This window comes from Microbacterium sorbitolivorans (genome assembly GCF_003327285.1).
Lineage (GTDB): Bacteria > Actinomycetota > Actinomycetes > Actinomycetales > Microbacteriaceae > Microbacterium > Microbacterium sorbitolivorans.
The window spans coordinates 161,250-174,018 of the sequence record NZ_KZ848473.1; the positions used below are offsets into that span (position 1 = coordinate 161,250).

Annotated in this window: 11 protein-coding genes; 7 read left to right on the forward strand and 4 right to left on the reverse strand. The window is 67.6% G+C overall.

What is annotated here, in order from left to right; genetic code table 11:
- Window positions 1-7 precede the first annotated feature (7 nt).
- A complete protein-coding gene (locus DTO57_RS00770; protein ID WP_114116328.1) occupies window positions 8-1,048 on the forward strand; it encodes a YihY/virulence factor BrkB family protein in 1,041 nt (346 codons plus the stop codon).
- 631 nt (window positions 1,049-1,679) lie between these two features.
- Window positions 1,680-2,279 (forward strand): CYTH domain-containing protein, encoded by a 600-nt coding sequence (locus DTO57_RS00775; protein ID WP_114116329.1) that lies wholly within the window; start codon window positions 1,680-1,682, stop codon window positions 2,277-2,279.
- 335 nt (window positions 2,280-2,614) lie between these two features.
- Here the strand turns inward: DTO57_RS00775 and lpdA are convergent, their stop codons facing one another.
- Window positions 2,615-4,012 carry a dihydrolipoyl dehydrogenase gene (lpdA, locus tag DTO57_RS00780; protein WP_114116330.1) on the reverse strand — a complete coding sequence of 466 codons (1,398 nt, stop codon included), beginning with the start codon at window positions 4,010-4,012 and terminating at the stop codon, window positions 2,615-2,617.
- A 54-nt stretch (window positions 4,013-4,066) separates the two neighbouring features.
- Window positions 4,067-4,840 carry a copper resistance CopC family protein gene (locus DTO57_RS00785; RefSeq protein ID WP_114116331.1) on the reverse strand — a complete coding sequence of 258 codons (774 nt, stop codon included), beginning with the start codon at window positions 4,838-4,840 and terminating at the stop codon, window positions 4,067-4,069.
- 203 nt (window positions 4,841-5,043) lie between these two features.
- Here DTO57_RS00785 and DTO57_RS00790 point away from each other — a divergent pair, with 203 nt between their 5' ends.
- The 3 genes from DTO57_RS00790 (at window position 5,044) to DTO57_RS00800 (ending at window position 6,835) form a co-directional block, all read left to right on the forward strand.
- Window positions 5,044-5,484 (forward strand): FHA domain-containing protein, encoded by a 441-nt coding sequence (locus DTO57_RS00790; RefSeq protein WP_244909098.1) that lies wholly within the window; start codon window positions 5,044-5,046, stop codon window positions 5,482-5,484.
- A complete protein-coding gene (ftsR, locus tag DTO57_RS00795; protein WP_114116333.1) occupies window positions 5,484-6,182 on the forward strand; it encodes a transcriptional regulator FtsR in 699 nt (232 codons plus the stop codon). Before DTO57_RS00790 ends, ftsR begins: the two co-directional genes overlap by 1 nt.
- Window positions 6,183-6,292: 110 nt before the next feature.
- A complete protein-coding gene (locus DTO57_RS00800; protein WP_114116334.1) occupies window positions 6,293-6,835 on the forward strand; it encodes a MerR family transcriptional regulator in 543 nt (180 codons plus the stop codon).
- A 172-nt stretch (window positions 6,836-7,007) separates the two neighbouring features.
- Here the strand turns inward: DTO57_RS00800 and DTO57_RS00805 are convergent, their stop codons facing one another.
- Window positions 7,008-7,823 (reverse strand): ParA family protein, encoded by an 816-nt coding sequence (locus DTO57_RS00805; protein WP_114116335.1) that lies wholly within the window; start codon window positions 7,821-7,823, stop codon window positions 7,008-7,010.
- A 154-nt stretch (window positions 7,824-7,977) separates the two neighbouring features.
- Between DTO57_RS00805 and DTO57_RS14605 the strand changes: the two genes are divergently transcribed.
- Together DTO57_RS14605 and def are read left to right on the forward strand one after the other, a co-directional pair.
- Complete coding sequence (locus DTO57_RS14605) at window positions 7,978-10,230, forward strand: MinD/ParA family ATP-binding protein (protein ID WP_229730349.1); 2,253 nt, start codon at window positions 7,978-7,980, stop codon at window positions 10,228-10,230.
- Complete coding sequence (gene def / locus DTO57_RS00815; protein ID WP_114116336.1) at window positions 10,227-10,718, forward strand: peptide deformylase; 492 nt, start codon at window positions 10,227-10,229, stop codon at window positions 10,716-10,718. Before DTO57_RS14605 ends, def begins: the two co-directional genes overlap by 4 nt.
- Before the next feature lie 49 nt (window positions 10,719-10,767).
- On the opposite strand, the gene DTO57_RS00820 is transcribed toward def, so the two are convergent.
- Window positions 10,768-12,597 (reverse strand): AMP-dependent synthetase/ligase, encoded by a 1,830-nt coding sequence (locus DTO57_RS00820; RefSeq protein WP_114116337.1) that lies wholly within the window; start codon window positions 12,595-12,597, stop codon window positions 10,768-10,770.
- Window positions 12,598-12,769: the final 172 nt, after the last annotated feature.

Below are 12,769 nucleotides of genomic sequence, written 5' to 3' on the forward strand. Positions count from 1 at the left end.
ATTGGGCATGGTGAGGATCCTCGGCCTCTTTGACGCCGCCGTGAAACGAGTACTGCGATTGCGCCTCGCGCGCGCCTTCTTCCTCTTCGTCGATCACCGCGGCGGGCTGCTCGCGGCGGCGATCACCTACCGCATGCTCTTCGCGATCTTCGCGGCCGTGCTCATCGGATTCTCCTTCGCCTCTGTCTGGCTCGCCTCGCGCAGCGACCTCCTCGAGGCGCTCGTCGAGACCGTCGACCAGGTGGTGCCGGGCCTGCTCGGCACGGGCGACGACGACGTGCTGATCAACGTGGAGACCGTGTTGGACTCACGCATCAGCTTCACCTTCGCCGGCGCGATCGGCGCCGTGGCCCTGGTCATCGCGCTCCTCGGAGCCGTTGGCAACGTGCGCCTCTCGCTGCGCATCATCGCCGGGACGCGGCAGGACACGTCGAATGCGCTCGTCATGAAGGCCGTCGACCTGCTCTTCGCCCTCTCGATCGGCGTGCTCATCGCCGCCTCGGCCGTCGCGAGCTTCCTCGGATCCTCGTTTGTCGACCTCGTCCTCTCGTGGACCAACTTCAACCCCGGCGGGCTCGCCGAGGTCGTCGCCCGTCTCAGCACGATCGTCGTGACGTTCGTGCTCGACGCGATCATCATCGCGTGGCTGTTCTGGCTGCAATCGGGCATCCGTCCCGGCATCCGCGCGATGCTTCCCGGATCCCTCCTCGGCGGCGCAGGGCTCGTCGTCCTGCAACAGGCGTCCGGACTCTTCGTCGGCGGCGCCGACAACAACCCGCTCTTCGGCGTCTCGACCTCGCTCATCGCGCTGCTGCTGTGGTTCAATTTCTCGGCGCAGGTGGTGCTCATCTCGTGCGCCTACATCGTCACGACGATCGAGGAAAAGCACGAGCGGGTCGGCACGGTCTACGGCGTCGAGACGCTCGCCCAGCGCAAGATCCGCGCCGCGGAGCGCGATGTCATCGTGGCTCAGGACGCCCTCGTCGCCGCCCGCGACGCCGAGCTCGCCGACCGCGAAAAGCAAGCGGCCCGCCGCGCGCGTGCATGACGCGCCCCTTCGGGGATGCGTTCGTGTCGTTCTGGCGCGCGAGAACGACACGACGCCATCCTTCAAGCGCCCTGCGTTCGTGTTGCGCGCCTTCAAGGATGTCATCGTGCCGTTCTGAGGCGCGATAACGACACAATGCCATCCCGCAGGCACCTCGCGCCGTGTCGCACGTCTTGGGGATGCGTTCGTGTCGTTCTGGCGCGCGAAAACGACACGAGGCCATCCTTGAAACTTCGTGCGTTCGTGCTGCGCGCCTTCAAGGATGTCGCCGTGCCGTTCTGACGCTCCGTAACGACACAATGCCATCTCTCAGCGCCTCGCACCGTGTCACGCGCCCCTGGAGGATGCGTTCATGTCGTTCTGAGGCGCGATAACGACACGAGGCCATCCTTCAGGCGCCTCGCCCGTGCCACGCGCCCTGAGGGATGCATTTGTACCGTCCTCACGCGTAAGCACGACACGACGCCATCCCGCAAGCACCACATGCCGTGCCGCACGTCTTGAGGGATGCGTTCGTGTCGTTCTGGCGCGCGAAAACGACACATCGCCATCCCGCAAGCGTTCTCGCGCTTCGCGGGGCGGCGGGAGACCCGCGGCGGGTTCTCGGAGTCGAGCTGAGTAAGCTTGCGGTATGGCCGCTGAGCGCTCCGTGGAGATCGAGAAGAAGTTCGACGTCGAGGCCGGGACTCCTGTTCCTGACTGGACGCGTGCGCCCGGTGTCGCGAGTGTGAGCGAGGCGGAGGAGCGTCACCTCGACGCGGGATACCTGGATACGGCCGACGCGCGCCTCGCGAAGTTCGGTGTCGCGGTGCGTCGCCGCGTGGGTGGACACGACGCCGGATGGCACATCAAGGGTCCGCTCGTGAATGGCGGACGCGTCGAGCTTGGCTGGCCGCTGACCGATGATGTTCCCGACGAGCTCATGGCCGAGATTTCGCAGTGGACCGACGAGCGGCTGTCGCCGCTCGCTCGCATCGTGAACGACCGCACGGCGTACAATCTGCTCGACGAGAACGGCGAGGTGATCGCTGAGTTCGTCAACGATCGCGTAAAGGCGAGCGACCTGCGTCGCGGCGTCGACCGCGAGTGGTGCGAGTGGGAGATCGAGCTCGGCCCCGCTGCTCCCGAGGATCACGAGGCATTCTTCGCCGAGATCGAGAAGATCGCGCTCGAGGCAGGTGCGACGAAGCCGTCGTCGGCGTCGAAGCTCGCCCGAGCCCTCGGCCGCTAACCGCCACACCCCGCGCGAAGCGGACGTAACCGCCTTCATTCCCACGCAAAGTGGGACATGCCCTGGAGCGTGTCCCAGTTGTGGCGGGGATAACGCCGTCTTTCCCACGCAAAGTGGGACACACCTCGAGGCGTGTCCCAGTTGTGGTGGGAATGGCGCCCGTATTCCCACCCAAAGTGGGACATGCCCTGGAGCGTGTCCCAGTTGTGGCGGGAATAGCCCCGTCATTCCCGCACAAAGTGGGACATGCCCCGAGCGCGGTGCACCCGCAACACTCCACGAAACGGCGGAAGCCCGGACCGAGTGGTCCGGGCTTCCGCCGTAATCGGGGGAGATCACATGTTGATCATGTGGCCGGCGAGGCCGTGGAAGGCCTCCTGCAGCGCCTCCGACAACGTCGGGTGGGTGTGCACGTTGCGGGCGGCCTCGGTTGCGGTGAGGTCCCACTTCTGCGCGAGCGTGAGCTCGGGCAGGAGCTCCGAGACGTCGGGGCCGACCATGTGGCCACCGAGCAGCTCGAGGTGCTCCGCGTCGGCGATGAGCTTGACGAAGCCGATGGGCTCGCCGAGGCCGTTGGCCTTGCCGTTCGCGCTGAAGGGGAACTTCGCGACCTTGACGTCATAGCCCTCGGCCTTGGCCTGCTCCTCGGTGAGACCGAAGCTGGCGACCTGGGGCGAGCAGAACGTGGCGCGGGGCATCATGCGATAGTCGCCGAGCGTCTGGGTCTCGGCGCCGGCGATGGTCTCGGCGGCCACGACGGCCTGGGCCTCGGCGACGTGCGCGAGCTGCAGCTTCGCGGTGATGTCACCGATCGCGTACACGCCGGGAACGTTGGTGCGCATGTAGTCGTCGATCGCGACGGCGCCGCGCTCGGTCAGCTGAACGCCGGTGTTCTCGAGGCCGTAGCCCTCGGTGCGGGGGGCGAAGCCCACCGACATGAGCACCTTGTCGGCGTCGAGGGTGCCCTCGGTGCCGTCCTTCTGCTTGTACGTGACGTGAACGCTCGTGCCGTTGTCGTCGGCCGAGGTGACGCCCGTCGAGGTGAGGATGTCGATGCCGTACTTCTTGTACTGCTTCGCGATTTCCTTCGACACGTCGGCGTCTTCGTTGGGGAGGACGCGGTCGGCGAACTCGACGATCGTGACCTTCACGCCGTAGTTCGACAGCACGTAGGCGAACTCCATGCCGATGGCGCCGGCGCCGACAATGACGATCGAGCCGGGAAGGTCGCGGTCCATGATCTGCTCTTCGAACGACACAACGTTCTTCGAGAGCGAGACACCGGGCAGCGAGCGCACAACGGATCCGGTCGAGATGATGACGTTGTCGGCGGTGACGCGCTCGACGGATCCGTCGGCCTTCGTCACGTCGATGGTCTTCGCGTCAACGAAGGATCCGCGACCCTCGTATTCGGTGACCTTGTTCTTCTTCATCAGGAAGTGGATGCCCTTGACGTGGGTCTCCGACACCTTGCGGCTGCGATCAAACGCCGAGCCGAAGTCGAAGGTCACGTCGCCCGAGATTCCGAAGAAGTCGGCCTTGTGGTTGAAGGTGTGGGCGATTTCCGCGTTCTTGAGGAGCGACTTCGAGGGGATGCAGCCCACGTTGAGGCAGACACCGCCCCAGTACTTCTCTTCAATGATCGCGGTGTTGAGACCGAGCTGTGCGGCGCGGACTGCGGCGACATAACCGCCGGGGCCGGCACCGAGAATGACGACGTCGTGATGAGCCATGGTTTAAGCCTAATACCTGTGCGATGTAGGGATCTTGACGGTTTTGGGCGCCGACTATTGACGCCGCGCGCGGGCGATCATCACGACGATGAAGATGACGAGGAGCAGCACGAGGCCGCCACCGACGATCGCGACGACGGCGGGCGTCGAGAGGGGGCTGCTGTCCGAGAGGATCCCCGGCGTCTCGGCGCTGCTACTGGGCGTCTCGCTGTCGGCCGAGTCGTCGGAATTGTCGGCCGAGTCGCCAGGAGCGGCGGTCGCCGACGGGGTCTCCGTGGCGGGCTCCGACGGATCCGTCGACGGCGATGCGGTCTCGCTCGGCTCGTCAGTCGGGGTCGCCTCGGCGCCCACGGCGTTCTCGGCCGTGAAGGTAAACATCTGGCTGTCGGCGTGGCCGTCGCCGTAGACGACCTGCCACACGACCGTGTAGGCGCCCGCGGGGGCTCCGACGTTGTCGACCTCGGTCGAAACGGTCGGGCCGTCGACGGTCGCCTCGCCGGTAGCGTAGTCGGTGCAGTCGCGCGTATCCGCGCGTCCCGGATCCGCGATGAGCAGCGCCGCGTCGGCGCAGGTCTCGTCGTAGACGCGGATCTGCGTCGTCGACTCGCCGCCGGACTGCTGTTCCGCGGGGAGCGGGGGAGTGAGGTCGTCGCTGAACGTGAGCGAGACGTGATCGGGCAGCGCGTCGATCACGCTGTCGCCGTTCGGTCCGTCGCCCGTGGGGTCCGTCGACACCAGCTGCGAATGCGCAGACGCGGGCGCCGCAACTGCGAGCGGCACGATAAAGGCCGCGGCACCAATGGCCGCGACCGAGAGAGCGCGCATCATGCGCGGGGACCTGGAAGGGAAGGCGCGAGTGTTCACGTGCGTCACCGTACGCCGTTGATGTTTGGATCCCGTGAGAATTCGCGACCTTCGATAACGGCGCGTCGCGGGGGCCGGATCCGATAGGCTGGATCGAAACGGGAGGAGTGCGCGTGTCAGATCACTTGGGAGATTCGGTCTCAGACGCAACGCGTCACATTCCGCGCTTGGGCGGACACGATGGTAGTGGCGATCGCACGCAGACGTTCGGACATGATTCCGATCTGTCGTTCGTGCCGTTCCACGGCGATCTGTCGACGGCCGAGCTCGATGCGGTGGCGGCGCTCCCTTCGGGTGCCGCGCTTCTTCTCGTCCGCGAGGGTGCCGGCGCCGGCGCGCGCTACCTGGTCGACGGCGACCGCACGATGGTTGGCCGCCACCCGAACGCCGCGATTTTCCTCGACGACGTGACGGTGTCGCGTCGTCACGCCGAGATCGTCCGCACCGGCGCGATCTTCGAGCTGGTCGATCAGCGATCGCTCAACGGCACGTACGTGAGCGGTGAGCGCGTCGAGCGCTCGCAGCTGCGCAACGGCGACGAGCTGCGCATCGGCAAGTTCCGGTTGACGTTCTTCAGCTCGCCGCGCGATCTGCAGGCGAACTCCTAATGGTGGCGGCGGCCGCGGCAGGCGGCGCCGCCGCGTCACCGACGCGATCGCTGCTGTCGATCGGGCAGGTTCTGTCGAAGCTCTCCGGTGAGTTCCCCGGCCTGTCCTCGAGCAAGCTCCGCTTCCTCGAGGTGCAGGGCATCGTGAGCCCGCAGCGCACGTCTTCGGGCTACCGCAAGTTCTCGCCGGCCGACGTCGAACGGCTGCGCCTGGCGCTCACCCTGCAGCGCGACCACTACCTGCCGCTCGGCGTCATTCGCGACCACCTCGACGACGTCGAGGCGGGCCGCGAGTCGTCGCTGACGCAGACCCCCGAGTCGATTCACCCGCAGGAGCGCAGCTTCTCGCGCGCCGAGCTGCTCGCCGAGGCGGGCGCGCCCGCGCGGATCCTCGACGAGGCGCAGGCGCTCGGCCTCGTCCGCGCGGACGGCGGTTACGGATCCGCGCACGTCGCGTTGCTGCGGGCGCTCGTGGCGCTCGAACAGTACGGCATCGACCCGCGCCACGTGCGCTCGCTCAAGCAGGGCGCCGAGCGCGATGTGGCCCTGATCGAGACGGCGCTTGCGCCGCTCCTGCGCCGTTCCGACGCGCCCGCGCGGGCGCAGGCGAGCGAGGTCGGACCCCGCCTTGCCGAGCGGCTCGACGAGGTCCGAGGCATTTTCGTGCGGCAGGCTCTCGGGCAGATTCTGCCAGACTGATCACGATTGATAACGCTTCATCGACACGCCGCCGGTGTTGCGACGAATGTCATTGATGGCGGCGTGATCCGACCTTACTGTGGGAGAAAGCCCTGCTCGAGAGGAACCACATGAACGCGGGAAGCACACCCGACAGCGACTTCGCCGTCGACCTGCTGTTCACGGATGGTCTTCCGCAGGTAAACGCCCAGAAGGGTTATCGCGGAAACGTCGCGGCCAAGGCCGCCGGCATCACCTACCGCCAGCTCGACTACTGGGCCCGCACCGAGCTCGTCGTCCCGACGATTCAGGACGCCCGCGGATCCGGCACGCAGCGGCTCTACGGCTTCCGCGACATCCTTGTGCTGAAGCTCGTGAAGCGCCTGCTCGACACGGGCATCTCGCTGCAGCAGATCCGCAAGGCGGTCGAACAGCTGCGCGCAGAAGGTATCCGCGACCTCGCGTCGACGACCCTCATGAGCGATGGCGCGTCGGTCTACCTGTGCACGTCGAGCGACGAGGTCATCGATCTCGTCAGCCGCGGCCAGGGTGTCTTCGGCATCGCCGTCGGCAAGGTCCTGCGCGAGGTCGAGTCGACGCTCATCGCGTTCGAGCCCGCGAGCCCCGAGCCGGTCGACGAGCTGGCCATGCGCCGCGCTCGGAAGACCGCCTAAGGTCGGTACACACGAAAAAGCCCCGCCGGAGCGGGGCGTTTTCACGTGAGCTTTGCTCACTTCGGTACGCACGAAAAAGCCCCGCCTACGCGGGGCATTTTTCACGTGAGCTACGCTCACCTCGGCACATACGAAAAAGCCCCGCCCAAGCGGGGCTTGTTTCGTATCGCCGTCAGTGGGCCTGCGGGCCCTCTTCGGGAACCGGAATGTTTCCAGCATCGACGATGTGGTCGAGAAGCTGGTCGAAGTCGGTCGCGAGCTCCTGGGCCGACTCGCCGGGCCAGACGTGCAGCGGCTTCGCCGCGCCCTGGGCCTGCTGCAGCGAGGTGCGCTCGGGGAGCTGCGGCTCGAGCACGAGCTCGCCGAACATGTCGCGGAGCTCCTTGATGCGGAACTGGTGCTCGACCGACTGCGGGCGCACGCGGTTCACGATGATGCCGAGGGGCTGAAGTCGCGAGGAGAGGCCGCGGCGGATCTCTTCGATCGCTCGCAGCGCGCGGTCGGCGGCGGCGACGGAGAAGAGGCCGGGCTCGGTGACGACGGCGACGCGGTCGCTCGCGGCCCACGCCGTGCGCGTCAGCGCGTTGAGCGACGGGGCGCAGTCGATGAGGACGAGGTCGTACTCGTCCTCGACGAGGGCGAGCGCCTCTTCCATCTTCCAGACGTCGCGCACCGAGGGGTGCGGGCCGTCGTAGTTGATGGCCGACGGGCTACCGAGCATGATGTCGATCTTGCCGGGGTGCACCTTCGTCCACCCGCTGGAGGCGATCGCCTGACGGACCGTCTTCTCCTTGGGGTTCTCGAGAACGTCGGCGACGTTCAGGCGACCGGCGGTCGAAACATCGAGGCCGGTCGAGACATCCGACTGCGGGTCGAGGTCGACGACGAGCGTGCGGATACCACGGGCGAACGCCGCGGAGGCGAGGCCCAGGGTGACGGTGGTCTTGCCGACACCGCCCTTGAGAGAGCTGACGCTAAGTACGTGCACGTTCCTACGCTACCGTCCTTACCGCTGAGAGCCACTCAGGCACGGAGGGAAAAGTCAGCCTTTTTGCTCGGGATCAGGCATGCCGAGTACGATTCCGGAGGGGCAATCATGCCCTCAGGCGGCCGGCCGGTCGCGTTTCGATCAGGAGTACGACTTGGCAGAAGACCGCAACTCGACGTCTGACGAGGGCGTCGACCACGGCGTTCTCGACGAGGTCAGCACCTCGACGACGGCAATCGACCTCGGTGCAACCGCACAGGTAAACGTCATCCTTCCCGTGGGTTATCGCGACGATGACCGCGACGATGACGACGTCATCGCCGATGAGCTCTCGGCCGACGAGATCGCGCGGCACGAGCTGGAGGCCGACGCATCCGTCGTCGATGACGCTGATCCGGGCGACGAGGTCGCCGACGCGGATCCGGAAGCCGGCGCGGATGCGGCCGGCGGCTTCGACGCGCAGGACGAGGGCGACGAGCCCGAGCCTGACGAGGCCAATGACGCCGAACCCGCCGACGAAGACGACTCCAATGCCGAGGACTCGGATGCGGCGGACGACGACGCGACACACGCCGACGCGGCAGAGGACGACGCGGCCGACGAGGCGGAGGCTGAGGAGCCCGCGGACGGCGCGGATGACGACGCACTGGCGGACGCCGACGAGGCCGACGAGGCCGACGAGCCCGCCGACGATGCGGATGCCGTCGAGCTGACGGACGACGCTGAGGCCGACGAGCTGGCTGGCGATGCTGAGGCCGACGAGCCTGCGCTCGATGCCGATGCCGATGCCGATGCCGATGCCGATGCCGATGCCGATACAGGTGCAGACGAGCCGGCGGCCGACGCCGACAGCTCGGCAGAAGACGCCGAAGAGCTGGCGGTTGACGAAGACGAGGTTGCCGAAGACGAGGACAACCTCGAGGCACCCGCCGATGACGAGGACACAGAAGACATCGACGAGGCCGAGGCAGAAGACGCCGCCCTCGAAGACGTCGCCCTCGAAGAAGGTGCGGTCGAAGAGCCCGAGCCCGAAGAGCCCGCCCTCGAAGACGCCGCCCCCGAAGAAGACCCGACCGACGCCCCGGCAACCGGCGACGCGGCATCCGCCGACGCATCCGACGAGGACGCGACCGACGGATCCGCGCAGGGCGCCGAAGACGACGACACTGCTGAATCGCGCGATGACGAGGTAGTGGCGAAGGAAGACTTCGCCGAGCACATCGACGAGCTGATGGCGACCGCCACCAATACCGTCACCCTCGAGGCCACCGCGACCGACCCGAGCATTGCGATTCTCCGCGAGGCAGCGACGACGAAGGAACCGCTTATGGTGAAGGAACACAGCCCCATCCCGGCCGCCGTCTCGGCGGACACGGCGTCGCGCGTCGAGGAGGCCGCCCGCACGGGCCGCCCCTCGTTTATCAAGTCGCACGCCCGCGGTGGCGCGAGCGAGCAGGCGGCGCCGCAGAGCGCCCCCGAGGAGAGCGCCGTGCTCACCGACGCGCGCCTGCTCGAGACCGGCGCGATCCGCAAGCCCGTGCCCGTCGACCCGTGGCGCCGCATCCTGCACTCGATCACGGGTGGCGTCATCAACCTCCGCGACGGCAAGGCCACGCGCGAGCGCGCCGCGGTCAAGGCCCGCATCGGCGCCCGCATCGACGGCCGCGCCCGCTTCGTGCCCGTGATGAGCCGCAAGGGCGGCGTCGGCAAGACGACCGTCACGGCGCTGCTCGGCATGGCCCTCGCCGACGCGCGCGACGACCGCGTCGTCGCCGTCGACGCGAACCCCGACCGCGGCACGCTCGCCGAGCGCATCGCCAAGCCCTCGGGCAAGACGGTGCGCGACCTGGTGCGCGACAGCGACCAGATCCACGGCTATGGCGACATGTCCGCCCACGTCACGCGCGACGAGACACGCCTCGACGTGCTCGCGAGCGACACGGATCCGCACGTCGCCGACGCGTTCAGCGACGACGACTACCGCGCCGTCGCCGACATCGCGCAGCACTACTACTCGCTCGTGCTTACCGACACCGGCACCGGCATCGTGCACTCGGTCATGTCGGCCACGCTCGACCTCGCCGACCAGCTCGTGATCGTGTCGGGCGTCAGCATCGACGAGGCGCGCCTCGCGTCCGAGACGCTGACGTGGCTCGAGGCCAACGGCCGCGGCGAGCTCGCGCAGAACGCGATCGTCGTCATCAACCAGGAGGCGGCGGGCAAGACCCACGTGCGCATCGACGAGGTCGAGTCGCACTTCCGCAGCCGCGTGCGCGACGTTGTCCGCATCCCGTACGACCCCGCCATCGCGACGGGCAGCGCGATCTCGTTCCACGAGCTCGCCCAGCCGACGCGCGACGCCGCTCGCCGCCTCGCGGCGCTCGTCGTCGAGGGGATCCGTGCATGACGGTCCGCGATATCCGCTTCTACGGGGATCCGGTTCTCCGCACCCCGTGCGCCGAGATCGAGACGATCGATGACGGGATCCGCGCCCTCGTGGTCGACCTGATCGACACCGTCATGGTGCCGGGTCGCGCGGGCGTCGCGGCGCCGCAGATCGGCGTGGGCCTTCGCGCCTTCAGCTACAACGTCGACGGCCGTATCGGCGCGATCCTCAACCCGCGCGTCGTCGAGGTCACGGGCGAGAAGCAGCCGACGGGGGAGGGTTGCCTGTCGGTGCCGAACCTCTGGCACGACACGCCGCGCCACCCGTACGCGCGCGTCGAGGGCATCGACGTCGACGGCAACCCCGTCACGCTCGAGGGCGATGGCGTGTTCGCGCAGATGCTGCAGCACGAAACGGATCACCTCGATGGCATCGTCTACCTGCACCGCCTCGAGAAGCCCGAGCGCGCCGTCGCGATGCGACAGGTGCGCGAGAGCGACTGGTTCTAGGTTCGAAAACGAGTAACGCCCCTCCTCGGAGGGGCGTTACTCGTTGGCGCTAGCCGATGGCGATTGTCGAGGTGCGGTCGCCCGGCGCCGCGTAGATGTCGTCGACCGCCGAGGCGAAGTCCTTCATGATGACGGAGCGCTTGATGGAGAGCTTCGGCGTGAGGTGGCCCGACGCCTCGGTCCACTCGGTCGGCAGGATCCGGAACTCGCGGATCGACTCGGCGCGCGACACGAGGGTGTTGGCGTGGTCGATCGCGCGCTGCACCTCCTCGCGCACCGCGGGCGTGGCGGCGGCCTGTTCGAGCGTGAGGTCGTCGGGCTGGCCGTGGGTCTTGAGCCACGCGGGGAGCATCTCGGGGTCGAGCGTCACGAGCGCCGCGATGAACGGCTTCTGGTCGCCCACGACGACGACCTGACCGACGATCGAGTTCGCGCGGATCGGGTCCTCGAGCATCGTCGGCGACACGTTCTTGCCGCCGGCGGTGACGATGATCTCCTTCTTACGGCCCGTGATACTCAGACGGCCCTGGTCGTCGAGCGCTCCCAGATCGCCCGTGCGGAACCACTCGCCGTCGAAGGCTTCCTCGGTCGCTTCGGCGTTACGCCAGTACTCGCGGAAGACGTTGACGCCCTTGATCTCGACCTCGCCGTCGGAGGCGATGCGGATCCCGACGCCGGGCAGGGCCGGTCCGACCGTGCCGACCTGGATGTCACCGGGGCGGTTGACGGACGCGGGCGCCGTCGTCTCGGTCAGGCCGTAGCCCTCGAGGATCTTGACGCCGAGGCCGCGGAAGAAGTAGCCGAGGTGCGGGCCGAGCGGCGCGGATCCGGACACGGCGTAGGTGACGCGCCCGCCCATGAGCTCGCGGAGCTTGCCGTAGACGAGCTTGTTGAAGAGCTTGAACTGCAGCGCGAGCAGCGGGCCGATCTTCTCGCCCTCCTGCTCGCGGCGCGAATACTCGATCGCGACCTTGGCGGCGCGCTGGAAGATCGCGCCCTTGCCCTCTGCCTGCGTCTTCTGCTCGGCCGAGTTGTAGACCTTCTCGAACACGCGGGGGACCGCGAGGAGCAGCGTCGGCTTGAACGAGCCGAGCGTCTTCACGAGGTTCTTTGTGTTGGGCTCGTGGCCCGTCTTCACGCCGCCGCGAATATAGAGCACCGACATGAAGCGCGCGAACACGTGCGCCGTCGTGATGAAAAGCACCGTCGACGCGCCCGGCTGATCGATGACCTCACGCAGCGCGACGGCCGCGTTCTCCGCGGTATCGACGAAGTTGCCGTGCGTCAGCACGCACCCCTTCGGGCGCCCCGTGGATCCGGAGGTATAGATGATCGTCGCGATGTCGCTCGAGCGGGCGAGCGAGCGGCGGCGCTCGATCTCGGCATCCTCGACCTCGCGGCCCTCCTCGATGAGGGTCGCGAGCGCGCCCTCGTCCATGCGCCAATAGGTGCCGATGAGCGGGAGCTCCCCGCGCACCTCGGCGAAGCGCTCGTGGTGCGTGTCGTTCTCTACCATGAGGGCGACGGAACCGGAGTCGGACAGGATCCAGCGGATCTGCTCGGGCGAGCTGGTCTCGTAGACGGGGACCATGATGACGCCCGCGTAGTAGAGCGCGAAGTCGACGAGCGTCCAGCGATAGGTCGTCGAAGCGAGGAAGCCGATCTTGTCGCCGGGGCGGAGGCCCGCGGCGACGAAGCCCTTCGCGAGGGCGATCACCTCGTCTTCGAACTCGCGAGACGTCTTGTCTTTCCACCCGTCGCCGTCAGGGACTGCGAAGAGGGGGCGGTCGGGGGTTTCCCGCACGCGATCGACCAACAGATCGCTGATGTTGCGCTCTGGGTCGTTCGGTACGAGGGGTTCGACGTAAGTTTCGTTCACGGCAACTCCTTTGACACCGGACGTTGAGAATGTGCGCTCCCGCGCTTCGTTCGAGTCTATGGTCTGGCGACCGCACGGGGTGACATCCGCTGTGCGCGTTCGACAAAGTTCGAGCCCCTGACCGGGTCGCCGCGTGAGGTCGCTTCATCGTGTGCCGCGCGTGTGGCCTAAA